A 25,777-nucleotide genomic window follows, 5' to 3' on the forward strand; every position below is an offset into this window, starting at 1 on the left:
CGGCGGCGCCGGGCCCTCCCTCCCCGCCCCTGGCCCGACCGCTCAGGCCGGGAGCCAGGAGGGCCAGCGCCGTCGGGGCGGCCCGGCCGAGCGGTCCCGGCCGAGCAGGGGCACCAGGCGTTCGGCCTCGGGCGAGCCGATCGGGGCCAGGATGTCGTGCGCCTCGGCCCAGCAGGCCCGGGCCCGCGCCCGGACCTCGGCCGCCACCGGATCGTCTGCCGCAGCCGGTGCGCCGGTGGCCGCCGGACCGTCGGCCAGCGCGTCACCGAGTGCCGCCAGAGCCAGCCCCCGGCCCCGGTGGTCGCCGTCGAGGGTCAGCGCCCCGACCGCGCGTTCCGCCGCCTCGACCGCCTCCGGGCCGCGTCCGGCCGCGCGCAGCGACTCGACCAACCGCAGCAGGATCCGGCCGGTGCGCCGGTGGTCGGCCGGGTCGGTCAGGGCGAGCGCGGCCCGCCGGTGGGAGACCGCCCCGTCGTGCCGGCCGAGGTCGTGGGCGATCGATCCGAGCGCCTCCCGGGCCCGGGCCTCCAACGCGTGGTCGGCCAGTTCATGACTCACCAGCAACGATTGGTCGATCACCCGGCCCGCCGCGTCGTAGCGTCCCTGCCGCGCGAACGCCCCGGCCAGGTCCAGCAGTTCGGCGGCCAGCGCCCGACGGTCCCCGGACCGCTCCCGGACCGCGACCGCCGCGGAGAAGCCGGCCACCGCCTCCTCCGCCCGGCCCAGGTGGACGAAGCAGGCCGCGAGCGAGCCGTGTGCGAGGGCGAGCAACGGTTCCGGCAGCCCGTGCGCGGTGCACAGGTCGCGGGCCCGGAGCAGTTCGGAGAGCGCCGAGGACGCGGAGCCGACCTCGGTCAGCAGCCGGCCGAGCACCAGCCTGACCCGGGCCTCGACGGTGCGGTCGCCCTGCTCCAGGGCCGAGCGCAGCAGGGCGTTGGCGGCGTGTCCGAGCGGCCGGGTGGCGCGGCCCGAGACCGCCGACAAGCAGGCGCCCAGGAGGAGTTCGGCGAGGCGGTCGAGCGCGGGCGCCGCCCCGGCGGCCGGGTGCGGGAGCTTCGCGCACTGGCTCACCAGCGCGCCGACGGCCACGTAGTCGCCACCGACGACCCGGTGGTCCCCGCCGTGGGCCGCCGGGTCGCCGGGGCCGGCCGTCACCCTCGCGTGGTGGTGGTCCACCAGCCGGGCCAGCACACCCAGCCGCTCCGCCTCCGCCTCCGCCTCTGCCTCTTCCTCTGCCTGCGCCCCGGCGTCGTCCCCCCGGCCGAGCCGCTGGGCGAACGCCCGCAGCAGATCGTGGTAGCGGTAGCGGTCCGGGGTCGCCGCGACCTCCAGCATCGAACAGTCCACCAGGGACTCGGCGAGCTCCTCGGCGACGGCCGCCGACCGGTCCAGCACCGCCGCCACCTCCCCGGGCGACAGGTCCGGCACCTCCGGCACCGCCAGCAGCCGGAAGGCGCGTGCCTGTTCGGCGTCCAGCTGGTCGAAGCCGAACCGGAACGAGGACTCCACGGCGAGGTCCCCGGCCCGCAGCGCGTCCAAGCGGTAGCGGTCGCAGCCGAGTTGCTCCACCAGTCGGGCGATGCTCCAACTCGGCCTGCAGGCCAGGCGGGCCGCGAGGATCCGCACCGCCAGCGGCAACTGCCCGCAGAGTCGGACGAGTTCGCGGGCCGCCTCACCCTCGGCCGCGACCCGCTCGCCGCCCACCACCCGGGTCAGCAGGGCGACGGCCTCGTCGGCGGACAGGACCGTCAGTTCGGTGAAGCGGGCATTGGGCAGCGCCCCGATCCGGGTCCGGCCGGTCACCAGGACGGCGCAGCCCGGGCTGCCCGGCAGCAGCGGCCGGACCTGTTCCGCGTCGCGCGCGTTGTCGAGCAGTACCAGGACCCGCCGCCCGGACAGCAACGAGCGGTAGCGGGCGGTGCGTTCGGCCAGGCCCGTCGGGATCGCCCCGCCGACCACGCCGAACGAGCGCAGGAAGACCGCCAACGCCTCCTCGGGCCGGGTCGGACGGCCGTCGGTGCCGTGCAGGTCCAGGTGGAGCCGGCCGTCCGGGAACTCCCCGGCGAGGTCGTGCGCGACCTGCACGGCGAGCGCGGTCTTGCCGACCCCGCCCATCCCCGCGACCGCCGCCACGGGCACGCAGCCCGGCTCCCGCAGGGCGGCCCGCAGCGCTTCGGCCTCCGCCGACCGGCCGATGAAATCAGCCACAGGGGAAGGGAGTTGATCGGGGACAAGCAGCGCGGCCGGGTCCGCCCCGGTCGACCCGGCGGCCTCCCCCGGGGACGTCGGTACCGGCTCCCGGGCGGCGGGCTCCCGGACTGCGGACTCCCGGACGACCGACTCCCGGACGGCGGGCGCCGTGAGCGTCCGGTCCGCCGCGAGGATCCGCCCGTGCAGCTCGCGCAGGCCCGGGCCGGGTGCGACACCCAGCTCGGTGCGCAGCCGGCGGTCCGCCGCACGGTACGCCTCCAGCGCCTCCGCCTGCCGCCCGGAGCGGTACAGCGCGAGCATCAGCAGTTCGGAGAGGCGCTCGCGCAGCGGGTGCTCCTCGACCAGGGCCGCCAGTTCGGCGACCGACCCGGTCCACCGGCCGCCCACCGTCCCGCGCGCGGCCCCCGCCTCCGCCTCGGCCTCCAGGCGTGCTTCCAGGACGGCGAGCCGCCGTTCCTCCCACTCCCGGCGCCGGCGCCGCACATAGGGCCCGGGCACCCCCGACATCGGTTCGCCGCGCCAGAGCGCCAGCGCCGCCCGCAGCGCGGTGGCGGCCTCGGCGGGCCGCCCGTCGGCGCGCAGCACCCGCGCCCGGGCCACCAGGGTCTCGCACCGGGCTGTGTCGAGGCCGTCGCGGTCGGCCACCAGGAGGTAGCCGCCGCCGAGCGAGGTCAGCACGTCCGGCCCGAGGACCCGGCGCAGCCGGTGCACATAGGTCCGGACGACACCGTGGGCGCTGGCCGGCGGCTCGTCCCCCCACAGGTCGTCGATCAGCTGGCCGCCCGACACCTGCCGACCCGACCGGAACAGCAGGGACAGCAGCAGCGCCTGCTGCTGCGGCGAACCCAGCGGCAGTTCCTCCCCGTCCCGCAGCGCGCGCACCGGCCCGAGCACCTCGAACCCCAGCCCGCCGGACCCCCCGACCTGGCCCACCTACCGACTCCCCCCGCACCCGAACGACTCCCCCGTCCGCATGATAACCATCGGCATTCGCCCTGCTCGGATCGGCGGAAGCGACCGGCCCGGCACGGCGGCGGAGATGGTTGACCTTGAGTGCACTCCAAGTCGTACGGTCGGCAGCACCGCACACCGAGAACGCCCAGGGAACGGAGACCCCATGAGCACCGACAGCACCAACAGCGGCAGTGCCGAGAGCACCAGCACCGAGACCGGCAGCACCAGGCAGGAGCGGTTCGACCGGGGGCTGGCCGTGCTGACCGCCGTGGACGGCGAGGCCGGGCAGCGGGTGGTCGACTCGCTCGCCGACGTGCACCCCGAACTCGCCCACCAGATCGTCGCCTGGGGCTTCGGCGAGATCTACAGCCGCCCCGGGCTCGAACCCCGCGACCGGCAGTTGGTGACCCTGGGCATGCTCACCGCGCTCGGCGGCTGCGAACCGCAGCTGGAGGTCCACCTCAACGCGGCCCTCAATGTCGGCCTCACGCCCGCCGAGATCACCGAGGTGCTGCTGCACACCACCGGCTACTGCGGATTCCCGAAGGCCCTGAACGCCACGTTCGTCGCCAAGAAGGTCTTCGGCGAGCGCGGTCTGCTGCCCGTCGCGGCTCAGTGAGGGCTGCCCGGTCCCGCCGCCGGAAAATCCGGTGATCGGACCGGGCGGCGGCGGAAGACTGGCCGCCATGACCGAGACCAGCACCGACACCGACGCCGGCATCGAGACCGGGACCGACACCGGCCCTCCCGGGCCACCCTCCGGACCGGCGGCGTTCAAGAAGGACCTGCGGACCTACCTCCAGGACGCCAGGGACGCCCTGCTGTGGAAGCTCGAAGGGCTGTCCGAGTACGACGTGCGCCGCCCGCTCACGCCGACCGGGACCAATCTGCTGGGGCTGGTCAAGCACGCGACGGCGGCGGAGGCCCTCTACTTCGGGGAGACCTTCGGGCGGCCCTTCGAGGCGCCCCGACCGTGGATCACCGGGGACGCCGAACCGAACGCGGACTTCTGGGCCACCCCCGAGGAGAGCCGGGAGCTGATCGCCGGGCAGTACCGCGCGGCCTGCGCGCACGCGGACGGGACCATCGCCGCGCTGCCGCTGGACGCCGTCGGCCGGGTGCCGTGGGGCGACCGCAGTGCGGTGACGCTGCACCACAGCCTCGTCCACATGACCGCCGAGACCCAGCGGCACGCCGGGCACGCCGACATCGTGCGGGAGCTCGTCGACGGCGCGACCGGGCAGCGCCGGGACGGCGAGAACACGGCCCCGGGCGACGCGGCCTGGTGGGCCGCCCACCGGGCCCGGGTCGAGCGGGCCGCCCGGACGGCGGCGGAGAGCACGGCGGGGGGCGCGGCAGGAGGCGCGGCCGGGCGCCTCTGACACCCGGCGCGGCTCCGTCCGGCCGATGCAGCGCGGTCCGGGCGGGCCCGCCCACGGGGGTGGTGGGCCCGCCCGGACCGCGGTCACGCGTCGGCGCTCACACCTCGACCGGCGACTCCGACATGATCCGGCGCACCTCGACCGGCATGCCGAGCGGCTTCCCCTCCGGCCCGGGAGCGGCCGAGACCCTGGCCGCGATCTCGATCGCCCGCTGCTGGGTGCCGCAGTCCACGATCCACCAGCCGGCCAGCCACTCCTTGCTCTCGGCGAACGGCCCGTCGGTCACCACCGGCAGGCCGCCGCCCTGCGCCCGGACGATCCGGGCGGTCTCCGGCATGTCCAGCCCCTGGGCGTCGACGAGTTCGCCGGTGCCGGCCAGCTCCGCGTTCAGGTCCCGCATGTACTGGACGTGGACCCGGACGTCCTCCAACGGCCAGTCCTCGACCTTCGGGAAGTCGACGTCCTTCTTGCTGAACTGCATCAGCAGCATGTACTTCACGGTCGCGCTCCTCGTTCGTGGTGGGCCTGCACCGAGGGGTCGGAGCCGGCCGCGCGGTCTCGACATCGCCGGCCGGGAATCCGGGAAAATCTTTTCGCGGCCCCCGCCGGGCCCGCCGGACCCGGGCGGAGGTGCCGTTGACCCGGCCGTGAGCAGGACTCTAGGGTCGGGGCCCGTGCAGCGATACGACTGGCTGAAGAAGATTCAGCACATGGACCCGGAGACCGAGTTCACCGAGATCTACCGGATCAGCAGCTGGTACGAGTTCCCGTGGGACTACACCCAGTCGCTCAGCTTCGCGCTCTACCGCACCTACGCGGTGCCCAGCATCGGCCGACTGCTGGCCGGGACCGGCGAGTTCACCCGGCGCACGCAGAAGCGCTACGACGACACGGTGCTGATCCTGGAGGCGGTGATCGAGTACGGCTTCGACTCCTCGCAGGGCCGCGAGGCGATCCGCCGGATGAACGGGATGCACCGCCGGTACGACATCTCCGACGCCGACTACCGCTATGTGCTGTCCACGTTCGTGGTGACGCCCAAGCGCTGGCTGGACGACTACGGCTGGCGGCGGCTCTCCCCGCACGAGATCCGGGCGAGCGTCAACTACTACCGCGAGCTGGGCCGGCACATGGGCCTGGTCGACCTCCCGGAGACCTACGGGGAGTTCGAGCGGCTGCTCGACGACTACGAGCGCGAGCACTTCGCCTTCGACGAGGGCGGCCGGGCGGTCTCCGACTCGACGCTCGGCCTGATGGCCTCCTGGTACCCGGCGCCGCTGCGCTCCTCGATGCGGCTCTCCTCCCTCTGCCTGCTCGACGACCCGCTGCGCGAGGCCTTCGGCTACCCGGCCCCCTCCGCACCGCTGCGGAGCGCCGTACGGGCGGGGATGCGACTGCGGGGCCGCTTCGTCCGCCTGCTCCCGCCCCGCCGCCGCCCGCACCTCGGCCGCGACGGCCGGCAGGTCCGCAGCTACCCCGGCTACCCGTACGGCTACCGGATCAGCGAGCTGGGCACCTTCGAGGACACCCCCGCGTCGGGCGGCTGCCCCTTCCCGCACGCGGCAACGGACGGAAAGGGAGCCCGTCCGGGCGACACACCCTGAGACCTCCTGACGCGCCCCCGCCGGGCCGGCGTCCTGTTCGCCGTGCTGAGCGACGGGATCAGGCCGTCCTCCCGATCCTCTCGATCCGTGACAGTCGCATCGCCATACTGGCGAAATGGATCATGAGTTCTATCCCGATGTCATCGCCGCCGGAAGCCTCGCCATCGCGCTGGAGCGGACAGCCGCCCGGCTGGGCCTGGACATCACGGTGGTGCCGGACGATTCGGACGAGACGGCGACCATCGCCGCCCCTGCTCCCGGGCGGGAGCCGCTCGTGGTCTACATCGAGGACGGCTGGCGCTTCTTCGGCGTCGACGGCTGGAGCCGGGGCCTGGCGATGATCGCGGGCGGCACCGCAGACCTCGGGGACATCGTCCGGGCGGGCGTGGCCTGGGGGCGCGGGGAGAGCCTGCCCGCCATGCGCGAGCTGCTGCCCTGGCTGGAATACGGCGAGCTCGCGGAGGCGGCCGACCGGAACCCGGCCGACGCGGTCGACGTCGCATGGCGGCAGCTCAAGGAACGGGCCCAGGAGGAGGCGGACGGGTTCCCGGAGTTCGGGGCGGCGGTGGAGGCGGCGTACGTGCGACCGAGGCTGCGACAACTGCTCCCGTTCACGAGCATGTGGCGACTCGGCTTCCGGCCCAGCGTCGGCCACGTGCTCGGGCCGGCGGTCGTCATCGTCCCGGGCCGTGGCAGCGGCACGTACCGGGTGCAGCGCACCCTGGACCGCGAGGGCGCCGGCAGCCTGATCGCCGAGGTCGGGTCGGCGGCCGAGGCTGCGGCCCTCGCCGAGGCCCATGTCCCGGCCGACCTCGGCCCGGCCGTCTTCGGGCCCGACGGACACTGAGCGGCAGGGCCGTGGGCGGAGGGGGCCGGGGTCAGCGGTCGGGCGGCTCGGGGCCTGTGGGCGATGCGGTCGCCGCGGCAAGGCGTCCCGGGTTCCGCCGTCCCGGTGGGGGCGGGAAGTCGGGCTCTCCGACGTCCCGCTCCACCGGGCGCCCGCGACGGCCCGGGGGCCGACCGGTCAGGCCTCGGTGAGGTGGCGCAGGAGCCGGCCCGGGTCGGGGGTGCCGCAGGCGGCGCGGACGGCGGCGTCGTGGGCGGCGGCGAGGGCGTCGAGGCGTTCGAGGCGGATCAGGCCGCGCCGGGAGAGGTGGGCGGTGATCCGGCGGCGGTCCTGCTCGTCCTGGCGGCGGTAGGCGAGGCCCGCCTCGGTGAGGGCGTCGACGATGCGGCTGAGGCTGGCCTGCGGGATGAGCAGCGCCTGGGCGAGGTCGCCCATCGAGCGGCCGGCGTCGTCGATGAGGCACCGCATGACCCGCCACTGGTCCAGCGTGCAGCCCTCGGCCTCCAGGCGGGCGGCCAGGTCGCGGGCCAGCCGGCGCTGGGCGAGGGTGAGGAGTTCGATCAGCAGCGGCTCGTCGACGGCGGCGGGGGCCGAGGTGCCGGGGGCCGAGGTGCCGGGGGCCGAGGTGCCGGGGGCCGAGGTGCCGGGGGCCGAGGTGCCGGGGGCCGAGGTGCCGGGGGCCGAGGTGCCGGGGGCCGAGGTGCCGGGGGCCGAGGTGCCGGGGGCCGAGGTGCCGGGGGCCGAGGTGCCGGGGGCCGAGGTGCCGGGGGCCGAGGTGCCGGGCATCGAGGTGTCGGGGGTGGCTGGTGGTGTCATGGCCGTCTCGCTCTCCCCGTCGTTCGTCCCGCGGCCGGTCCTGTCGTCCCGCCCGACCTGGCCGGGCCCGCTTGGCCGGACCGGCTGCCATGACGATACTCGCAAGCCATGGGCGCCGATGTGAAGCTGCTGGAGCCACTCGACGCGCTGTACCTCCCCCGCGAGGCACCGGCGCTGAGGGTGGGCCTGGTCGTGCCGCAGTCCGGCCCGCTCGGGCTGACCGGGCCCTCGGCGCTGGACGGCGCGCTGCTGGCCGCGCACGAGGTGAACACCGGCGGCGGCGTGCGCGGCCGGCCGCTGGAACTGGTGCTGGTGGACGGCGGCGGCCCGCCGGACGCGGTGGCCCGGGAGGTGGCGCAGCTGCTGGACGCCGGGGCGGTGGACACGGTGGCGGGCTGCCACTCCAGCGACGTGCACCGGGCCGTGGAGGCGGTGACCACCGGGCGGGCGGCGTACGTCTTCACCCCGCCGCACGAGGGCGGGACGCGGCTGCCGGGCGTCGTCTGCACCGGGGCGGAGCCGGCCCGCCAGCTGGCCGGGGTGGTCGAACGGCTCACCGGGCAGCACCGGCTGAGCCGGTGGGCGCTGGTCGGCAACGACTACATCTGGCCCCGCGCCGTGCACCGGGCGGCCGGGGCGGCGGTGACCCGGGCCGGGGCGCGGGTGGTCCTGGACCGGCACCTGCCGTTCGGGACCGCCGAACGGGGGCTGGAACCGCTGCTGGACACGCTGCGGGCACGGCGGGCGGACGCGCTGGTGCTGAGCCTGATCGGCGCCGACCTGGTGCGGTTCAACCGGGCGCTGCGCCGCACCGGCCTGGACCGGCGGCTGGTGCGGCTGTCCGGCGCGCTGGAGGAGAACAGCCTGCTCGCGTACGGCGGGGACACCACCGGCACGCTGTACGCCGCGATGCCGTCGTTCGCGAGCCTCGGGGAGGAGCGGCGGGTGCGGCTGGCCGAGCGGCACCGGGCGGTGTTCGGCCCGTACGCGCCGGTGCTGGACGCGTACGCGGTGGGCCTCTACGACGGGCTGCACCTGGTGGCGGCGCTGGCGGCGCGCGGGGAGCTGGTCGCGGACGGGGGGCTCGCGCGGGCGGCGGCGCGCCTGTTGCGCGGGGAGGGCCCGGCGGTGCGGCGGGCGTGGGCGCGGGCCCCGTTGGGACCGGCCCGGGAGGGGGTGCACCTGGCGCGGGCGGAGGGGCTGGGGTTCACGGTCCTCCCGTGAACGGCGGAGTTCCCCGACGACCTCGCACATAACCCTTCCATTTGGAAATAACTGGCTCTAGTGTCTCCCACCACCACCCCGGGTCGTCACGGAAGCGAGCCCCCCATGTCCGAAGCACCCGCCCCGCCCTCCGGCCCCACCACCTCCTCCGGCCCCACCGGTCGAACCACCGCGTCCGAGCAGGCCGGCATCGAGGGCTACGGCTACCGCCAGGAGCTGCGCCGCTCCCTGCGCTTCACCGACCTGCTGGTCTACGGCCTGGTCTTCATGGTGCCGATCGCCCCCTTCGGCATCTTCGGCAGCGTCTTCCAGGGTTCGGGCGGCATGGTCGCCCTGGCGTACGGGCTCGGGATGGTGGCGATGATGTTCACCGCCCTCTCCTACGCCCAGATGTCACGGGCCTTCCCGATGGCCGGCTCGGTGTACACCTACGCCGGGCGCGGCATCGCGGCACCGGTCGGCTTCCTGGCCGGCTGGATGATCCTGCTGGACTACGTGCTGGTGCCCGGCCTGCTGTACCTGATCGCCGGTGTGGCGATGAACTCGCTGGTGCCGGCCGTCCCGGTCTGGCTGTGGCTGGTCGGCTTCGTGCTGCTCAACACCGCCGTCAACTACCTGGGCGTCGAGATGACCTCGAAGGTCAACAAGGTCATGCTGGTGGGCGAGTTGCTGGTACTGCTCGTCTTCGTCGGCTTCGGCCTGGCGGCGCTGGCCGCCGGCAAGGGCCGCGGCTTCGACTTCACTCCCGTCTACAACTCCCAGACGTTCTCCTGGAGTCTGGTGTTCGGCGCGGTCTCGGTGGCGGTGCTGAGCTTCCTCGGCTTCGACGGGATCTCCACCCTCTCCGAGGAGAACCGGGACTCCACCCGGGCCATCGGCCGCTCGATGATCGCCGCCCTGCTGCTCGCCGGGTCGCTGTTCATCGCGCAGACCTGGATCGCCTCCCTGCTCGTCCCGGACCCGAACGCGCTGATCACCGAGGGCGATCCGGACGGCACCGCCTTCTACGACGCCGCCCGGGTCGCCGCCGGCGGCTGGCTCGCCACCGTGACGGCCGCCGCCACCGCCGTCGCCTGGGGCTTCGCCAACTCCCTGGTGGCCCAGGCCGCCACCTCCCGGCTGCTGTACGCGATGGCCCGGGACCGGCAGCTGCCCGCCTTCCTCGCCAAGATCCACCCGAGCCGCCGCGTCCCGGTGAACGCCACCCTGCTGACGGCGGGCGTCTCGCTCGTCCTCGGCCTCTGGACGGCCTCCCGCGAGGACGGCATCACCCTGCTGTCCACGCTGGTGAACTTCGGCGCGCTGACGACCTTCCTGGTCCTGCACGTGTCCGTGGTGGTGCACTACCTGGTGCGGCGGCGCAGCCGGGACTGGTGGCGCCATCTCCTCGCCCCGGCCGCCGGATTCGTCATCCTGGCGTACGTGGTCGTGAACGCGGACATCGCCGCCCAGCGGCTCGGCTTCGTCTGGCTGGCGATCGGCGGGCTGGTCCTGGCCGGACTGATGCTCTCCGGCCGTCGGCCGAACCTGACGGCGGTCGCCACCGACCAGCCCTCCTCCCCCGAATCACCCTCCCCCGACCCGTCCTCCCCCGACTCGCCCCTCAGCAAGGAGAACCAGTGAGCCTGCCCGACCTCGTCACGCTCTCCCCGACCCCCGACGAGTACGCCTACACCTTCGGCGGAAGCGCCCCGCTGCTGACCGTCCGACCGGGCACGATCGTCGAGTTGACCACCGAGGACTGCTTCGGCGGCCGGGTCCGCGGCACCGGCGACCTGCCGAGCGAGGTCTGCGAGTTCCCCTACCTCAACCCGGTGACCGGGCCGATCGCGGTGGCCGGCGCCGAGCCCGGCGACACCCTCGCCGTGCACTTCGTGGAGATCGCCCCGGCCCGGGACTGGGGGATCTCCAGCACCTTCCCGCACTTCGGCGCGCTCACCGCGACCCACAGCACCGCGATGCTGCACGCCCCACTGGAGGAGCGGGTCTGGGTGTACGAGCTGGACCGGGCGGCCGGGACCTGCCGGTTCCGGGCCCGGGTCGGCGACTTCACCGTCGACCTGCCGCTCGACCCGATGCACGGCACGGTCGGCGTCGCCCCGGCCGGCGGCGAGACCCTGATGTCGATCACGCCCGGCGCGCACGGCGGCAATCTCGACACCCCCGAGATGCGGGCCGGTGCCACCGCCTACTTCCGGGTCAACGTGCCCGGCGGCCTGCTCGCCGTCGGCGACGGCCACGCCCGCCAGGGCGAGGGCGAGGTGTGCGGCACCGCGGTCGAGACGGCGATGCGCACCACGGTCGTGGTCGACCTGGTCAAGGGCGGCGGGCCCGCCTGGCCGCGACTGGAGGACGACCGCTACCTGATCTCCACCGGTTCGGCCCGGCCACTGGAGGACGCCTTCCGGATCAGCCAGCACGATCTCGTCGGCTGGACCGGGGAGTTGCTCGGCCTGGACACCCTGGACGCCTACCAGCTGGTCAGCCAGGCCGGCCTTGCCCCGGCGGCCAATGTGTGCGACACCAACTACACCATGGCCGCCAAGCTGCCCAAGGCACTTCTGGGACGCACCCGGGCGTACGACGGCCTGCACGACCGGCTCCGCGCGACTGCGGCCGCCTATCTGCGGCACCGGTAGGTCATTCTACTCCGCCACCACCACGGTGTTCTGATTGGCCGTCAGCAGCCAGCGGCCGTCCTCCTTGGTCATCACGTACAGCGGGCTGCCCTCGTCGCCGACCTGCTCACCGGCGCCGTCGAAGTACCGCTGGCGGACCTTGACGGCGGCCACGTCGGGACGGAGGAAGAACACGTGCGCCACCTCGTACGCGGCGGTCCGGCCGGTGCCGGCGAAGGCCCCGGGGAGCACCTTGCGGGTGAACTCGGCGATCGCGTCCCGGCCGAGCAGGACCTTGCCGTGCCCGGTGGTCCAGATCGCGTCCTCCCGGAAGAGGTCGATGAACACCTCCGGGAGTTCGTTGACCTGCGCGTGCTGGACAGTGGCGACAACCTGCTGGATGGCGGCGATCTCGGCCTCGACGGAACCGGCGTTCATGAGTGCGTTGGTCATGCGGACAATCATGGAACTTGAAGCTCACTTGAGGTCAAGTCCCGCCGGGACGGGGCGTGGAGATTACAGCCCCGCGTCCGCCCCGGACGCTTTCCGGGTCCTCGGCGTACTCTTCCGGGGGACGGGTCAGCGTCCGTCCGGTCCACGGCCAGGACACGGCCAAGGCTCTGCCAAGAAGTCCGCGCCCGGGAATTCCGCGCACGCCCCCTTGCCGGGACAGCACGCCAGGAGCACCATCTCGGCATGCCCATGCCATGGACCCGGCCCCCTGCGCCACCACCCGAACGGTTGATCTAGGCTGGTGACGTGCTCATACTCGTTCGCCGTCGCCACGTGGACCTGCTCCGCGTGACCAGCATGTCCTGTCGACGCTCCAGCTGAACCTCGCACCCACCCTCAGCGCGGCCCCCACCCGGCCGCGTCCCCCCTCCCCGGCCCCGGGCACATCCGCCGCACCAGGCGCGCGTCCCCGGCATTCCCGGTCACCACCGGAGCCGGCCGGGACGAGACCCAGCGGATGTCATCCATGTCGCAGCAGCACCCCACCACCACCTCGGCCACCCTCCCGACCACCTCCCCGGCCACCGAGGACGCCCTCCCGGTGATCGACCTCTCGCTCGCCCACGGCAGCCCGGCGGACCGCACCCGGCTGCACGACGCGCTCCGGGCCGCCGCCACCGGTGTCGGCTTCTTCCAGCTCGTCGGCCACGGGGTCACTCCGGCCGAGACGGACGCCCTCACCGACGCCATGCGGGCCTTCTTCACCCTCCCCGAGGCCGACCGCCTCGCCGTCGCCAACCTCAACTCGCCGCACTACCGCGGCTACACCCGGACCGGCGACGAGCGCACCGGCGGCAGCCAGGACTGGCGCGACCAGCTCGACATCGGCGCCGAACTGCCCCCGCACGTCCCCGGCCCGGGCGAGCCCGCCTACTGGTGGCTGGAGGGCCCCAACCAGTGGCCGGCGGCCCTGCCGGCCCTGCGCGACGCCGCCCTGACCTGGATCGACCGGCTCGGCTCCGTCGCCCGCACGCTGCTGCACGAACTCCTCACCGCGATCGGCGCCCGCCCGGAGTTCTACGACTACGCCTTCGCCGGCCACCCGCACCTGCGGCTCAAGCTGGTCCGCTACCCGGGCACCGCCCCGGACGGCGCCGGCCAGGGCGTCGGCGCCCACAAGGACTACGGCTTCATCACCCTGCTCCTCCAGGACACCGTCGGCGGCCTCCAGGTGCAGCGCGCCGACGGCTCCTTCCTGGACGTCCCGCCGATGCCGGGCGCCTTCGTGGTCAACCTCGGCGAACTGCTGGAGGTCGCCACCGACGGCTACCTGAAGGCCACCAGCCACCGCGTGGTCAGCCCGCCCGGCGCCCGCGAGCGCTACTCCGTGCCGTTCTTCTACAACCCGCGCCTGGACGCCCACATCGAGCCGCTGGACTTCCCGCTCGCCCACCACGCCCCCGGCGCCACCCAGGACCCGGCCAACCCCCTCTACGCCGACTTCGGCTTCAACGAGTGGAAGGGCTACACCCGCGCCCACCCCGAGGTCACCCGCCGCCACCACCCCGACCTCGCCGCCTGAGGCCGCGGGGCCGCCCCGTTCAGGACGCCTCCGGGCCCGCACTCCGACATCGGAGTCCGGGCCCGGAGGCGTTCGGGGGTGTTCGGGGGCGTGGACCGGGTGGGACAGTGGTGTCACACTGGTGCTGTCACAGTGGTGGTGCTACGAGGTGGGAGGCGGGGGTGGAGGTGCGGCTGACGGTGGACGAGTTGGCGGCGCGGGCGGGGGTGACGGTGCGGACGGTGCGGTTCTACGGGACCAAGGGGCTGCTGCCGCCGCCGGTGCTGGGGGCCCGGCGGGTGGGGTGGTACGGGGCCGAGCACTTGGACCGGCTGGGGCTGATCGAGGAGTTGCAGCGGCAGGGGCTGACGCTGGCCGCGATCGAGCGGTACCTGGCGCGGCTGCCGCAGGACTCCACCCCGCTGGACCTCGCGATCCACCGGGCGCTGGTGGCCTCGTGGACGCCCGAGGTGCCGGAGGAGGCGGGTCGCGAGGAGGTGGAGCGGCGGGCCGGGCGGCGGCTGTCGGAGGAGCAGGTCGACCGGCTGGCCGCGATGGGGGCGGTGGAGCGCACCGCGGACCCGGAGGTGTTCCGGGTGGACCCGGGGCTGCTCCCGCTGGGGGTGCGGATCCTGGACGTGCCGATCCCGCTGGAGACCCTGCTGGCCGCGCGCGCGGTCGTGGTGGAGCACAGCCGGGCGACCGCGCGGGAGCTGCACCGGCTGTTCCGGGAGACGGTGTGGAAGCCGTACCGGGAGAGCGAGCCGGAGCCGGACGACGTGGAGCGGATGAAGGCGCTCACCGACCACATCCAGCCGATGGTGGCGCAGGCGCTGGTCACGGCGTTCCAGCGGTCGTTGCGGGAGGAGCTGGGCGAGGCGGCCGCCGAGGACGGTCGGACCGCCCCGCCCGGGTGAGGAGAGCGGGGAGGGCGGGGAGGGCGGGGGTCAGTCGGTGAAGGTGCGCCCTTCGGCGGCGATCCGCTCCAGCAGCGCGGGCGGCGCGAACCGCTCCCCGTACGCGGCGGCGAGTTCGCGGGCGCGCTCCGCGAAACCGGCCGGACCGCCCGGGTAGCCGTTGATGTACTGGAGCACACCGCCGGTCCAGGCCGGGAAGCCGATGCCGAGGATCGAGCCGACATTGGCGTCCGCGACGGAGGTGAGCACGCCCTCCTCCAGGCAGCGGACGGAGTCCAGGGCCTCGCTGAAGAGCATCCGCTCCTTGAGGTCCTCGAACGGGATGTCCACCTCCGCGCGGGTGAAGTGCTCGCGCAGACCGGGCCAGAGCCGGCCCCGGGTGCCGTTCTCGTCGTAGTCGTAGAAGCCGGCGCCGCCGCTGCGGCCGGGGCGGCCGAACTCGTCCACCATCCGGTCCACCACCGCGTCCGCCGGGTGGGCGGTCCACGCGCCGCCGGCCGCCTCGACGGCGCGCCGGTACTCGTCGCGGATCCGGCGCGGCAGGGTGAGGGTCAGCTCGTCGAGCAGCGAGAGCACCTTGGCCGGGTAACCGGCCTGGGCGGCGGCCTGCTCGACGCTGGCCGGCTCGACGCCCTCGCCGATCATGGCGACGCCCTCGTTGATGAACTGGCCGATCACCCGCGAGGTGAAGAAGCCGCGCGAGTCGTTGACCACGATCGGCGTCCGGCCGATCTGCCGGACCAGGTCGAAGGCCCGGGCCAGCGCCTCGTCCCCGGTCTGCGGCCCGCGGATGATCTCCACCAGCCGCATCTTGTCGACCGGCGAGAAGAAGTGCAGCCCGATGAAGTCGGCGGTGCGCTGCACGCCCTCGGCGAGCAGGCCGATCGGCAGGGTGGAGGTGTTGGAGCAGAGCAGCGCGTCGGGGGCGACGATCCCCTCGATCTCCTGGAACACCTTGTGCTTGAGCTCCGGGTTCTCGAAGACCGCCTCGATCACCGCGTCGCAGCCGGCCAGGTCGGCCGCGTCGGCGGTGGGGGTGATCCGGGCGAGCACCTCGTCGCGCTGCGCCCCGGTGCGCCGGCCCCGGGCCACCGCCTTCGCCAACAGGCCCTCGGAGTAGGACTTCCCGCACTCGGCGGCCTCGACGGTGACGTCCTTGAGCAGCACCTCGATCCCGGCCTCGGCGCAGACGTGGGCGATGCCGGCGCCCATCATCCCCGCGCCGAGCACGGCGACCCTGCGGACCGTCCGCTTCTCCACCGAAGCGGGCCGCCCGGCACCGGAGTTGACCGCCTGGAGGTCGAAGAAGAGGGCCTGGATCATGTTCTTGCTGGTCTGCCCGCAGGCCAGCTCGGTGAAGTAGCGGGCCTCGATCGCCATCGCCGTGTCGACGTCCACCTGGGCGCTCTCCACCGCCGCGGCGAGCACGTTGCGCGGCGCCGGGTAGGGGGCGCCGGCCAGCTGCTTGCGCAGGTTGGCGGGGAAGGCGGGCAGGTTGGCGGCGAAGGCCGGGGTGCTCGGGGTGCCGCCGGGGATCTTGTAGCCCTTGACGTCCCAGGGCTGGACCGGGGCCGGGTTCGCCTCGATCCAGGCTCGCGCCCGCTCGGCCAACTCCGCGGGCGTGGCGACGAGTTCGTGGACCAGACCGTGCTGGAGGGCCTGCGCCGGGCGGTACTGGCGACCCTGCAGCAGGAACTTGAGCAGGGCGTCGGTGATGCCGAACAGCCGCACCGTGCGGACGATCCCGCCGCCGCCGGGGAGCAGGCCGAGGGTGACCTCGGGCAGGCCGATCCGGCTCGCCGGGTTGTCCAGGGCGATCCGGTGGTGGCAGGCGAGGGCGAGTTCCAGGCCGCCACCGAGCGCGCTGCCGTTGATCGCGGCGACGACCGGCAGGCCGAGCGTCTCCAGGGTGCGCAGGGCGCGCTTGATCCGCATCGACTTCTCGAAGACGGCGGCGGCGTCCTCCGGACGGGCGGCGGAGAGCATCCTCAGGTCGCCGCCGGCGAAGAAGGTCTTCTTGGCGGAGGTGATCACCACTCCGCGCAGCCCGCCGGAGGCGCCGAGGCCGGCCAGCCGGGCGACGACGGTCTCGAAGTCGGCGGTGAACGCCTCGTTCATGGTGTTGACGGACTGGGTGGGGTCGTCGAGGACGAGGGTGACCACGCCGTCCTCGGCCTGCTCCCAGCGGATGGTGGTGGTGTCGCCGGTGTCGCTCATGGGGTTCTGGTCTCCTGAAGGGGCCGGAAAGGGAGGAGGTCTCGGGGGCGCGGGTCAGACGCGCTCGATGACGGTGGCGATGCCCATACCGCCGCCCACGCAGAGGGTGGCCAGGCCGTAGCGGAGCTCGCGCCGCTCCAGTTCGTCGATCAGGGTGCCGATGAGCATCGCCCCGGTGGCGCCCAACGGGTGGCCGAGGGCGATCGCGCCGCCGTTGACGTTCACCTGCTCGGCGGAGAAGCCCATCTCCCGGACGAAGCGCAGCGCGACGGCGGCGAAGGCCTCGTTGATCTCGACCAGGTCGATGTCGGCGGCGGTCAGCCCGGCCTTGGCGAGCGCCTTGCGGGTGGCGGGGGCGGGGCCGGTGAGCATGATGGTCGGCTCGGAGCCGGAGACGGCCGCGGAGACGATCCGGGCGCGCGGCCGCAGCCCGTAGCGCTCACCGATCTCGCGGCTGCCGATGGCGACCAGGGCCGCGCCGTCCACGATGCCCGAGGAGTTGCCGGCGTGGTGGACGTGGTCGATGGCCTCCACCCAGTGGTACTTCTGCAGGGCGACGGCGTCGAACCCGCCGGCCTCGCCGATCGCGGCGAAGGAGGGCTTGAGACCGGCCAGGGTCTCGACGGTGGTGCCGGGGCGGATGAACTCGTCCCGCTCCAGGACGACCAGGCCGTTGCGGTCGCGGACCGGGACCACCGACCGGTCGAACAGCCCGTCGGCCTGGGCCTTGGCGGCGCGGGCCTGGGACTCGGCGGCGAAGGCGTCGACGTCGGTGCGGGAGAAGCCCTCGATGGTGGCGATCAGGTCGGCACCGATACCCTGCGGGGCGAAGTTGGTCTCGTAGGCGGTCATCGGGTCGGCGAACCAGGCGCCGCCGTCGGAGGCCATCTTCACCCGGGACATCGACTCGACGCCGCCGGCCAGGATCAGGTCCTCCCAGCCGGAACGGACCTTGGCGGCGGCCATGTTGACGGCCTCCAGGCCGGAGGCGCAGAAGCGGTTCTCCTGGACGCCGGCCACCGTGTCGGGCAGACCGGCCGCGACGGCCGCGATCCGGGCGATGTCGGAGCCCTGGTCGCCGACGGGGCTGACCACGCCGAGCACGATGTCGTCGATCGCCGCCGGGTCCAGTCCGGGGAAGCGGCGGCGGATCTCGTGGATCAGGCCGACGACGAGGTCGATCGGCTTGGTGCCGTGCAGCGAGCCGGTGGCCTTGCCCCGGCCGCGCGGGGTGCGGATCGCGTCGTAGACGTACGCTTCGGTGGTCACGGTGGGCAGCCTTTCGGGGCGGGGTGCTGGGAGCTGGGAGCTGAGGTGGCGGCCCGAGGGCCAGGGGCCGGGGCCGGCCGGGGTCTCAGCCGAGGATGGAGCGGCCCACGATCTCCTTCATGATCTCGGTGGTGCCGCCGTAGATGGTCTGGATGCGACCGTCGGTGAACGCCCTGGCCACTGGGTACTCGGTCATGTAACCGTAGCCGCCGTGGAGTTGGAGACAGCGGTCGGCGGTGCGCTTCTGCAGTTCGGTGGCCCACCACTTCGCCATCGAGGCGTCGGCCGGGGTGAGCGCGTAGCGGTTGTGCTCGGTGATGCAGCGGTCCACGAAGGCGCGGGTGACGGCGCACTCGGTGGCCAGTTCGGCGATCTCGAAGCGGACGTGCTGGAGCTTCGCCAGCGGCCGGCCGAACGCCTCGCGCCCCTTGACGTACTCGGTGGTGATCTCGACCAGGTACTCCGCGCCGGCGATCGCGGCGGCGGCGATGGTGAGCCGCTCCTGCGCGAGGTTGCGCATCAGGTACAGGAAGCCCTGGTCGATCTCGCCGAGCAGGTTCTCCTTCGGGACGCGGACGTCCTCGAAGAACAACTCGGCGGTGTCCTGGGCCTTCTGGCCGATCTTGTCGAGGTTGCGGCCGCGCTCGAAGCCGGGCATGCCCCGTTCGACGACCAGCAGGCCGAGGCCGTGCGCGCCGCCCTCGGGGGTGGTGCGGGCGACCACGATCACCAGGTCGGCGAGGATCCCGTTGGAGATGAAGGTCTTGGCGCCGTTGAGCAGGAAGTGGTCCCCCCGGTCCTCGGCCCGGGTACGGATGCCCTGGAGGTCGGAGCCGGTCCCGGGCTCGGTCATCGCGATGGCTGTGACGAGTTCGCCGGAGCAGAACCCGGGCAGCCAGCGGCGGCGCTGCTCCTCGGTGGCGAGCGAGGTGAGGTACGGGCCGATGATGTCGTTGTGCAGACCGATCGCCAGCCCGGACGCCCCGGCCCGGGCGAACTCCTCGGCCAGCACCGCGGCGTAGCGGAAGTCGGCGTTCCCTCCGCCGCCGTACTCCTCGTCGACGGCGAGGCCGAGCAGCCCCTGCCGGCCGGCCGCCAGCCAGGCTTCGCGGTCCACGATGCCGGCCTTCTCCCAGCGGTCGTAGTGCGGCAGCACCTCCTTGGCGAGGAACGCCCGGACGGTGCCGCGGAAGTCCTCGTGCTCGTCGGTGAAGAGGTCGCGTTGCACGGCAAACTCCTTGGGAGGGCGGCGGGTTCAGACGGTCGGCGGTGCGGGGGTGCGGGCTGGACCGACGGGCTCCGCCGCACCGGTCGACTCGGCGGACCCGGCGGGCCCGGCGTACTCGGCGGGCTCGACGGGCTCGACGGCGAGCGAGGGCACACCCCAGTCGCGGGCGACCTCGGAGGTGTCGGCGCCCGGGCGGGCCGGCGGGCGGCGCAGTGCGCCCGGCGTGGCGGAGAACCTCGGCGCGGGGGCCGGCTGGGTGATGCCGTCCACCTCGACATAGGTCTCCCGACTCGCCAGGTGCTCGTGCGCGTGTGCCTGACGCATCGTCAGCACCGGTTCCACGCAGGCGTCCGACCCGGCGAAGACGGCCTCCCAGGCGGCCCGGGAGCGGGTGGCGAAACGCGCGGCGATCCGGGCCCGCAGTTCGGGCCAGCGGGCGGTGTCCCACTGGCCGGGCGCGTCCGGGCCGAGCTCCAGCAGCCGGGCGAACTCGGCGTAGAACTGCGGCTCCAGTGCGCCGACCGCGAGGTGGCCGCCGTCGGCGGCCGGGTAGACGGCGTAGAACGGCGCGCCGCCGTCGAGGAGGTTGACGCCGCGCCGGTCCTGCCACCGGCCGCCCGCCAGCAGGCCCTGCAGGACGGCGGTGAGGTGGGCGGCGCCGTCGACGACGGCCGCGTCCACCACCTGTCCGGCGCCGGTGGCGCGGGCGTGGTGGAGGGCCGCGAGCAGGCCGACGACCAGGTAGAGCGAGCCGCCGGCGTAGTCGCCGAGCAGGTTCGCGGGGACGGCGGGCGGCCCGTCGGGGTCGGCCGCAGCCGCGGCGGACGTCGGGGCGACGAGGCCGAGGACGCCGGCCACCGCCGTGTACCCGATGTCGTGCCCGGCCCTGGCGGCCAGCGGCCCGTGCTGCCCCCAGCCGGTCATCCGCCCGTAGACCAGCGCCGGATTGCGGGCCAGACAGGCTTCCGGCCCGACCCCGAGCCGCTCGGCGACCCCCGGCCGGTACCCCTCGATCAGCAGATCGGCTCGGGCGACCAGGTCGAGCACCTGCCCCGGCCCCCCGGGGGCCTTGAGGTCGACGACCACCGAACGCTTGTTGCGGTTGGCGATGTCGTACACCGGCTCGATGCCGAGCGGCGAGGGCTCGGGGCGGTCCACCCGGACCACGTCGGCGCCGAGGTCGCCCAGCAGCATCGCGGCGAACGGTCCGGGGCCGATCCCGGCGAGTTCGACCACCCGGACCCCGGCCAGCGGCCCGCCCGGACCACCGCCCGCGCCGACGCCACCGCCGCCGCGCACACCGCTGTCACCCACGGGCGCCACGGCCCCTCCGAGGATCGACGAAGTCTGACAGTAAAGCTGTAACACTCGCGATGATAGGCAAGCGACCGGCCGGTAACAAGACCTCCGGCCCTCGTCCGCCAGGACGGTCGCGGCCCGCCCGGATCCCCCCGGCGGGGGAGGCTGATCCGGTCTCCGGAGGACGCGCGGGCCGCCGGGCCCGCGGGACCGTGGGGCACATGACCTCGATGCTCCCGCCCCGCCCAGCGGCCCCGGCCCCGACGCCCGACGCGACGCCCGCTCCGGCCCCGAACGGCGTACCGGCCACCGCGCCCGGCACCGCCGCGACGGCCACCGCGCCCCGCCCCGCCGCACCGGTCGGCCGGGCCCGGACCGCGGCGACCTGGACGGCCGTCGCGGCGACCGTGCCCTACCTCGGTCTCAAGCTGCTCTGGCTCACCGGCCACCCGGTCGGCGCCGGCGACGCCGAGGCCATGGACGACCTGTGGCTGGTCAACCTGCTGACCTTCGGCATGGACGCCGTCGCCGTCCTGCTCGCCCTCTCCTTCGTCCGCCCCTGGGGGCGCCGGGCGCCGGCCGGACTGGTGGCCTTCCCGATGTGGGTCGCGACCGGACTGCTCGGGACCGTCCTGCTCGCCCTGCCGCTGTTCCTGCTCTCCACCCTGCTGTTCGGCCCGGACCAGGCGCCGCCCGGTACCGACGACGGGCCGAGCGGCTGGGTGTTCCCGGTGGTGTACGGCGGGTTCGCCGTCCAGGGGCTGGCCCTGATCACCGGCTTCCTGCTGTACGCGCGGGAGCGCTGGGCCGGACTGCTGCGCCACGACCGGATCGGCGACCTGCCCCGCTCCCCCACCCTGACCACCCAACGGGCCTTCGCGTGCGTCGCCGCCCCGCTCGCCGCCGGGGTCGCGGCGGCCCGGGTCTACTGGGCCTGCGGAGGGACGGCCGGGCTGCCGCTGGAGTGGCAGGAGTACCGGGGCCGGGGTGTGGCGGTGATGGACGGGGTGACGGCGCTGATGGCGGTGGCCGCCGGCGCGGCGCTGCTGCTGCTGGTGTTCCGGGGCCGTCCGGGGTGGCGGCTGCGCGGACCGCTGGCCGTGGTGTGGACGGCGGCGGGGTCGCTGTTCGGCTGGGGATCCTGGCAGTTGGTGGCGTTCGGGACGTTCACGGCGGCGCCCGACCCCCGCCGGGCGGTGCCGGGCCTGATGACCCTGGTGGAGGCCGCGCAGACGGTGACCGGACTGCTGGTCCTGGCGGTGGGCGCGATCGCCCTGGCCGAGCAGTCCTCGGCCCGCGCCGTCCCGGACACCGCGTGGGCCTCGGCGGTCCCGTGGTCCGGCCGGGCAGCTGACGTAGAGTCTGCGCAATGATCACGGGGGCGGGGGCCGACCGGCACACGGGCGCGGGCACGGGTACGGGTACGGGCACGGGCACGGGCACGGGCACGGAGAACGGCCGGGATGCTGACAACGGCCGGGCCACCGGCCCCGTCCGCCGCGCGCTGCGCGCCCTGTTCGGGCGGCAGGCCCGGCTGCGGTGGGTGCACCTGGTCCTCGGCGGCGCACTGCTGATGCCGTACTGGCTGCTGTCGACGGTCCTGCTGGGCTCGCTCGACCCGCAGAAGGGGCTCCCGCTCCAGGTCCTGCTCTACTTCGCCGCCCTCGCCACCTCGCTCCCGATGGCCGCCGCCACCGCGCTGGTGCCGACCGTTCGGGCGCTGGAGGGGGCGGCCGCCCTGGCGCTCTGCGCGCCCGCCCGGGCGGGCGACGTGGTCACCGGACCGGCCCGGTCCTGGGCGGCCCGACGGCGGACGGCCGGCTGGTTCGTGCTGCACCTCGCGTTCGGCGGCATCGTCAGCGGGATGACGCTGACCGGCACGCCGTTCGCGGTGATGCTGGTCCTCCAGCCCAACGGCTTCCAGGAGTTGACGCGGTTCTGGGAGGGCCGCGGCGTACCGGGACCGCTGCCGGGGCCGGTGCTGGGCCTCGCCCTGCTCGCGCTGATCGTCGGCACCAGCGCCGGCCTCGGCGGCCTGCTGGCCCGCTGGGCGCCCGTACTGCTCGGCCCGACCCCGGACGAGCGCCTGGCCGCCGCCGAGCGGCGCGCCACCGTACTCGCCCAGCGCAACCGGCTGGCCCGCGAACTGCACGACTCGGTCGGCCACGCGCTGAGCGCCGTCGGCATCCAGGCCTCGGCCGCCGCCCGGGTGCTGCGCACCGACCCGGAGTTCGCGGCGGAGGCGCTGGCCGCCATCGAGGAGACCGCGCGGGGCGCCGTCGCCGAACTGGACGCGGTGCTGGGGCTGCTCCGCGAGGAGGAACGCGGCGAGGCCGCGACGGCCGGTCCGACCCTCGCCGGGCTGGACGACCTGCTGCGGCAACTCGCCAGGACCGGGCTGACGGTGGAGGCCGAGCTGGCGCCGGGCCTGGACCGGCTGCCGCCCGGGTTCTCCCGCGAGGCGTACCGGATCGTCCAGGAGGGCCTGACCAATGTGCTGCGGCACGCCGGGCCCGCACCGGCCCGGCTGCGGGTCTCGCTGGCCGAGGAGCGGGTGGGGATCGAGTTGACCAATCCGCTCGACCGGCTCCGGCCCGGCCGGCCCGGCGGCGGACGCGGGCTGCGCGGGATCGGCGAACGCGCGGCGGCACTGCACGGCGACAGCGAGGCCGGGCCGACGGACGACGGAACGATGTGGCGGCTGGCCGTCCGGCTGCCGGTGGCAACGGGAGGAGAGCAGCGGTGAGCGGTTCGACGAGTACGTCGGGGAGTACGTCGGGGGTCCAGGGAGCGTCGGCGGGCGGCAGCGGCCCGGTGCGGGTGGTGATCGCCGACGACGAGCGGCTGGTGCGGACCGGCCTGCGGGTGGTCATCGACGCCGAACCGGACCTCACCGTGGTCGGCGAGGCCGCCGACGGCGCCGAGGTGGTGCCGCTGGTGCGCGAACTGCGTCCGGACGTGGTGCTGATGGACGTCCGGATGCCCGGGATCGACGGGATCCGGGCCACCGAGCAGCTGATCGGGGGAATGGCCGAGCCGCCCCGGATCCTGGTGGTCACCACCTTCGAGCACGACGACCATGTGTACGACGCGCTGCGGGCCGGGGCGGCCGGCTTCCTGCTGAAGCGGGCCCGGGCGGAGGAGATGGTGCAGGCGGTACGGCTGATCGCGCGCGGCGACTCGCTGCTCTTCCCGGCGGCCGTCCGCGAGTTGGCCGTCCGGTACGGGGCGCCGTCCGCGCGGGACACCCGTCCGGCGCCCGGCCGGGGTTCGGACCAGGGCCGGAGCCGTACCCCGATCGAGCGGCTGACCGAACGTGAGGGTCAGGTGCTGCGACTGATGGCGGCCGGGCTGAGCAACGGGGAGATCGCCGCGAAGCTCGTGCTCAGCCAGGAGACGGTCAAGACGCACGTGGGCAGCGTGCTCGCCAAGCTGGGCGCGCGGGACCGCACCCAGGCGGTCATCGCGGCCTACGAGTCGGGCTTCGTCCTGCCGGGCTGAGTCCGGCGCCCGGGGCCGCCCGCCGAGGTGTCGGCCGAATGTCGCAGGGGCATCCACAGGGAATCCGGTAGGTGGAGGAACGTTTTTCCCTCCCCCCGACCCACGGGTAGAGTGCGATCTTCCCTTCGACGTCCGATACCTCCCGTATCGCCCGGAAAGAACTGGTGGCCGTATGTCAGTCCGGACCAGCCCGGCGCTCTGGTGGCGCGCCGGCATCGTGCTCTCGACGGGCCTCGGCCTGAGCCTGCAGACCGCGCCGCTGGTGTACTTCACCATCCAGAGCAATGTGATCGTGCTCGGCTACTTCATCGGCGCCGTGTACTGGATGCTGAAACGCGGCACCACCGACGCCCCCGCGCCCCGGCTGCGCGGCGCCGCCACCCTGTACATCCTGATCACCGGGCTGGTCTCGCACATCCTGCTGGAGCACGGCGCCAACCCGCTGCCCGGCCTGTTCGACGGGCCGGACAAGCTCCAGCACTGGTCGTCGTTCTTCGTGCACTACGTCACCCCGGTGCTGGTGATCGTCGACTGGCTGGTGTTCCGGCCCCGCAACGCCTCCTCCTGGCGGGACATCCCGCTCTGGCTGGCCTTCCCGCTCGGCTACGCGGCGCTCGTGCTCGTCCGCAACGCGCTGTTCTCCAACTACCCGCTGCCGTACCCGTACTTCTTCTTCGACCCGACCACGAAGGGGTACGGCTACGTCTGGGGCCAGATCGCCCTGCTGACGGTCGAGTTCGTCGCGCTGGCCGCCGTCGTCGTCGGGCTGGACCGGCTGGGGACCCTGGTCCGCACCCGGCTGACGCGCGACGGCTCCGCTCCGGCCGAGGTCTGACGGCGAATCAGGCGTCAGACCGGCCCGGCCTCAGATCCGCCAGGACCGGATCCGGTCTGCCGCCGCGAACACGTCCGCCCGCCCCTCCACGATGTCCCGGGCCAGCTCGACCAGCGCCCCGTACGGCGGATCGACGCCCTCGCCCGCCGCGTGCATGTACGCGGCGGTGGCCATGCAGGCGAAGAGGTTGTTGCGCAGCGGCAGCGGGCGCAGCAGCACGATGGTGTGCATCAGGGTGGCGGCGCACCAGGCCGGATCGGCGTCGTGGCCGAGCTGGGCGGTGTTCACCCGGTGCCGTGCGACGGCCGCCTGGAGTGCCGAGTAGTCGCGCACGCTGAGGTCCTCGGGCGAGGCCAGCTCCTGGATGTCGAGCAGCCAGCGCAGATCGACGCGCGGCAGCATCATCGCGCCCCCTCCCGTGACGGCACCGCTCAGGCGGCGGGCGCGTCCTCCGGGAACGCCCGGTCGAACTCCTCGCGGTGCTCGTTCCAGAACGCCACCGCGTGCGAGACGAACACCCGGCGCTGCTGCTCCCGCACACTCAAGTCGTGCACATACGCCTTGACACTCTTTCCGTCGGCGGCGGCGGCCTCGCGGATGGCGGCGAGTTCGTGCTCCGTGTACTCGATGTTGAGTGCTGGCATGGCGCCGATGGTACTGGAGCCCACAGGAGTTGGACACTGAGCCGACAACCCTGACAGCACTCGGGGAGCGTCTGCTCCGCAGGTCGGAGCCGGGCGGCCCGGAGCGTACCTCCGGGGTCGCGGTGGGGACGGGTCCGCAGGCTGACGTGCCGTGACCGATCGGGCCCGTACCGTCGGTCCTGGGCAGCGGAGAGGCT

General features: G+C 74.3%; 23 protein-coding genes. 13 read left to right on the top strand and 10 right to left on the bottom strand.

Features of this window, described 5'->3' with window-relative positions; all coding sequences use genetic code 11:
- Positions 1-42: 42 nt before the first annotated feature.
- Positions 43-3,144, bottom strand: coding sequence for an AfsR/SARP family transcriptional regulator (locus OG715_RS11675; RefSeq protein WP_266274885.1), 3,102 nt, complete (start codon positions 3,142-3,144; stop codon positions 43-45).
- Between the two features lie 184 nt (positions 3,145-3,328).
- Here OG715_RS11675 and OG715_RS11680 point away from each other — a divergent pair, with 184 nt between their 5' ends.
- Both OG715_RS11680 and OG715_RS11685 read left to right on the top strand, forming a co-directional pair.
- Entirely contained in the window at positions 3,329-3,784 is a 456-nt protein-coding gene (locus tag OG715_RS11680) for a carboxymuconolactone decarboxylase family protein (protein ID WP_266274883.1), read from the top strand.
- A gap of 67 nt (positions 3,785-3,851) precedes the next feature.
- Positions 3,852-4,547 carry a DinB family protein gene (locus OG715_RS11685; protein ID WP_266274881.1) on the top strand — a complete coding sequence of 232 codons (696 nt, stop codon included), beginning with the start codon at positions 3,852-3,854 and terminating at the stop codon, positions 4,545-4,547.
- 97 nt (positions 4,548-4,644) lie between these two features.
- Here the strand turns inward: OG715_RS11685 and OG715_RS11690 are convergent, their stop codons facing one another.
- Positions 4,645-5,037 carry a YciI family protein gene (locus OG715_RS11690; RefSeq protein ID WP_266277308.1) on the bottom strand — a complete coding sequence of 131 codons (393 nt, stop codon included), beginning with the start codon at positions 5,035-5,037 and terminating at the stop codon, positions 4,645-4,647.
- A 184-nt stretch (positions 5,038-5,221) separates the two neighbouring features.
- On the opposite strand from OG715_RS11690, the gene OG715_RS11695 reads away from it, so the two are divergent.
- Both OG715_RS11695 and OG715_RS11700 read left to right on the top strand, forming a co-directional pair.
- Positions 5,222-6,151, top strand: a complete 930-nt coding sequence (locus OG715_RS11695; RefSeq protein WP_266274879.1) for an oxygenase MpaB family protein — start codon at positions 5,222-5,224, stop codon at positions 6,149-6,151.
- 115 nt (positions 6,152-6,266) lie between these two features.
- Positions 6,267-6,998, top strand: coding sequence for a DUF6193 family natural product biosynthesis protein (locus OG715_RS11700; protein ID WP_266274877.1), 732 nt, complete (start codon positions 6,267-6,269; stop codon positions 6,996-6,998).
- Between the two features lie 177 nt (positions 6,999-7,175).
- Here the strand turns inward: OG715_RS11700 and OG715_RS11705 are convergent, their stop codons facing one another.
- Positions 7,176-7,814 carry a MarR family winged helix-turn-helix transcriptional regulator gene (locus tag OG715_RS11705; protein ID WP_266274875.1) on the bottom strand — a complete coding sequence of 213 codons (639 nt, stop codon included), beginning with the start codon at positions 7,812-7,814 and terminating at the stop codon, positions 7,176-7,178.
- Positions 7,815-7,922: 108 nt separating this feature from the next.
- Between OG715_RS11705 and OG715_RS11710 the strand changes: the two genes are divergently transcribed.
- From OG715_RS11710 to OG715_RS11720, 3 genes are all read left to right on the top strand, one after another.
- Positions 7,923-9,038, top strand: a complete 1,116-nt coding sequence (locus OG715_RS11710; protein WP_266274873.1) for a substrate-binding domain-containing protein — start codon at positions 7,923-7,925, stop codon at positions 9,036-9,038.
- Between the two features lie 105 nt (positions 9,039-9,143).
- Positions 9,144-10,661, top strand: coding sequence for an APC family permease (locus OG715_RS11715; RefSeq protein ID WP_266274871.1), 1,518 nt, complete (start codon positions 9,144-9,146; stop codon positions 10,659-10,661).
- Positions 10,658-11,677: an acetamidase/formamidase family protein gene (locus tag OG715_RS11720; protein WP_266274869.1), complete on the top strand. Its 1,020-nt coding sequence runs from the start codon at positions 10,658-10,660 to the stop codon at positions 11,675-11,677. The genes OG715_RS11715 and OG715_RS11720 overlap by 4 nt, the downstream gene beginning before the upstream one ends.
- 6 nt (positions 11,678-11,683) lie before the next feature.
- On the opposite strand, the gene OG715_RS11725 is transcribed toward OG715_RS11720, so the two are convergent.
- Positions 11,684-12,109: an SgcJ/EcaC family oxidoreductase gene (locus tag OG715_RS11725; RefSeq protein WP_266274867.1), complete on the bottom strand. Its 426-nt coding sequence runs from the start codon at positions 12,107-12,109 to the stop codon at positions 11,684-11,686.
- 526 nt (positions 12,110-12,635) lie between these two features.
- On the opposite strand from OG715_RS11725, the gene OG715_RS11730 reads away from it, so the two are divergent.
- Both OG715_RS11730 and OG715_RS11735 read left to right on the top strand, forming a co-directional pair.
- Positions 12,636-13,691, top strand: coding sequence for an isopenicillin N synthase family dioxygenase (locus OG715_RS11730; RefSeq protein ID WP_266274865.1), 1,056 nt, complete (start codon positions 12,636-12,638; stop codon positions 13,689-13,691).
- A gap of 161 nt (positions 13,692-13,852) precedes the next feature.
- Entirely contained in the window at positions 13,853-14,587 is a 735-nt protein-coding gene (locus OG715_RS11735; RefSeq protein WP_266274863.1) for a MerR family transcriptional regulator, read from the top strand.
- A gap of 30 nt (positions 14,588-14,617) precedes the next feature.
- Here OG715_RS11735 and OG715_RS11740 read toward each other — a convergent pair whose 3' ends face one another.
- From OG715_RS11740 to OG715_RS11755, 4 genes are all read right to left on the bottom strand, one after another.
- Positions 14,618-16,804 (bottom strand): 3-hydroxyacyl-CoA dehydrogenase NAD-binding domain-containing protein, encoded by a 2,187-nt coding sequence (locus OG715_RS11740; protein WP_266274862.1) that lies wholly within the window; start codon positions 16,802-16,804, stop codon positions 14,618-14,620.
- A gap of 54 nt (positions 16,805-16,858) precedes the next feature.
- Positions 16,859-18,073 (bottom strand): acetyl-CoA C-acetyltransferase, encoded by a 1,215-nt coding sequence (locus tag OG715_RS11745; protein ID WP_266274859.1) that lies wholly within the window; start codon positions 18,071-18,073, stop codon positions 16,859-16,861.
- Positions 18,074-18,158: 85 nt separating this feature from the next.
- Positions 18,159-19,301, bottom strand: coding sequence for an acyl-CoA dehydrogenase family protein (locus OG715_RS11750; protein ID WP_266274857.1), 1,143 nt, complete (start codon positions 19,299-19,301; stop codon positions 18,159-18,161).
- A gap of 27 nt (positions 19,302-19,328) precedes the next feature.
- On the bottom strand, positions 19,329-20,615 hold the full coding sequence (locus OG715_RS11755; protein WP_323182257.1) for a CaiB/BaiF CoA transferase family protein: 1,287 nt from the start codon (positions 20,613-20,615) through the stop codon (positions 19,329-19,331).
- 206 nt (positions 20,616-20,821) lie between these two features.
- On the opposite strand from OG715_RS11755, the gene OG715_RS11760 reads away from it, so the two are divergent.
- From OG715_RS11760 to OG715_RS11775, 4 genes are all read left to right on the top strand, one after another.
- Positions 20,822-21,973, top strand: coding sequence for a hypothetical protein (locus tag OG715_RS11760; protein WP_266274855.1), 1,152 nt, complete (start codon positions 20,822-20,824; stop codon positions 21,971-21,973).
- Positions 21,970-23,346 carry a sensor histidine kinase gene (locus tag OG715_RS11765; RefSeq protein ID WP_266274853.1) on the top strand — a complete coding sequence of 459 codons (1,377 nt, stop codon included), beginning with the start codon at positions 21,970-21,972 and terminating at the stop codon, positions 23,344-23,346. The genes OG715_RS11760 and OG715_RS11765 overlap by 4 nt, the downstream gene beginning before the upstream one ends.
- 68 nt (positions 23,347-23,414) lie before the next feature.
- A complete protein-coding gene (locus tag OG715_RS11770; protein ID WP_266277303.1) occupies positions 23,415-24,101 on the top strand; it encodes a response regulator in 687 nt (228 codons plus the stop codon).
- A gap of 172 nt (positions 24,102-24,273) precedes the next feature.
- Positions 24,274-24,936: a Pr6Pr family membrane protein gene (locus OG715_RS11775; protein WP_266274852.1), complete on the top strand. Its 663-nt coding sequence runs from the start codon at positions 24,274-24,276 to the stop codon at positions 24,934-24,936.
- Between the two features lie 30 nt (positions 24,937-24,966).
- On the opposite strand, the gene OG715_RS11780 is transcribed toward OG715_RS11775, so the two are convergent.
- Complete coding sequence (locus OG715_RS11780) at positions 24,967-25,338, bottom strand: toxin Doc (protein ID WP_266277301.1); 372 nt, start codon at positions 25,336-25,338, stop codon at positions 24,967-24,969.
- Between the two features lie 29 nt (positions 25,339-25,367).
- Positions 25,368-25,580, bottom strand: a complete 213-nt coding sequence (locus OG715_RS11785) for a hypothetical protein (protein ID WP_030391175.1) — start codon at positions 25,578-25,580, stop codon at positions 25,368-25,370.
- Positions 25,581-25,777 lie beyond the last annotated feature (197 nt).

It is taken from the genome of Kitasatospora purpeofusca, from assembly GCF_036010405.1.
In the GTDB taxonomy this organism is placed as follows: Bacteria; Actinomycetota; Actinomycetes; order Streptomycetales; family Streptomycetaceae; genus Kitasatospora; species Kitasatospora purpeofusca.

Bases quoted from the DNA above. Each gene is read 5' to 3' on its own strand.
- OG715_RS11680 (WP_266274883.1), top strand. From the start codon at position 3,329: ATGAGCACCGACAGCACCAACAGCGGCAGTGCCGAGAGCACCAGCACC.
- OG715_RS11685 (WP_266274881.1), top strand. From the start codon at position 3,852: ATGACCGAGACCAGCACCGACACCGACGCCGGCATCGAGACCGGGACC.
- OG715_RS11690 (WP_266277308.1), bottom strand. From the start codon at position 5,037: ATGCTGCTGATGCAGTTCAGCAAGAAGGACGTCGACTTCCCGAAGGTC.
- OG715_RS11700 (WP_266274877.1), top strand. From the start codon at position 6,267: ATGGATCATGAGTTCTATCCCGATGTCATCGCCGCCGGAAGCCTCGCC.
- OG715_RS11705 (WP_266274875.1), bottom strand. From the start codon at position 7,814: ATGACACCACCAGCCACCCCCGACACCTCGATGCCCGGCACCTCGGCC.
- OG715_RS11710 (WP_266274873.1), top strand. From the start codon at position 7,923: ATGGGCGCCGATGTGAAGCTGCTGGAGCCACTCGACGCGCTGTACCTC.
- OG715_RS11715 (WP_266274871.1), top strand. From the start codon at position 9,144: ATGTCCGAAGCACCCGCCCCGCCCTCCGGCCCCACCACCTCCTCCGGC.
- OG715_RS11725 (WP_266274867.1), bottom strand. From the start codon at position 12,109: ATGACCAACGCACTCATGAACGCCGGTTCCGTCGAGGCCGAGATCGCC.
- OG715_RS11730 (WP_266274865.1), top strand. From the start codon at position 12,636: ATGTCGCAGCAGCACCCCACCACCACCTCGGCCACCCTCCCGACCACC.
- OG715_RS11740 (WP_266274862.1), bottom strand. From the start codon at position 16,804: ATGAGCGACACCGGCGACACCACCACCATCCGCTGGGAGCAGGCCGAG.
- OG715_RS11760 (WP_266274855.1), top strand. From the start codon at position 20,822: ATGACCTCGATGCTCCCGCCCCGCCCAGCGGCCCCGGCCCCGACGCCC.
- OG715_RS11765 (WP_266274853.1), top strand. From the start codon at position 21,970: ATGATCACGGGGGCGGGGGCCGACCGGCACACGGGCGCGGGCACGGGT.
- OG715_RS11775 (WP_266274852.1), top strand. From the start codon at position 24,274: ATGTCAGTCCGGACCAGCCCGGCGCTCTGGTGGCGCGCCGGCATCGTG.
- OG715_RS11780 (WP_266277301.1), bottom strand. From the start codon at position 25,338: ATGCTGCCGCGCGTCGATCTGCGCTGGCTGCTCGACATCCAGGAGCTG.
- OG715_RS11785 (WP_030391175.1), bottom strand. From the start codon at position 25,580: ATGCCAGCACTCAACATCGAGTACACGGAGCACGAACTCGCCGCCATC.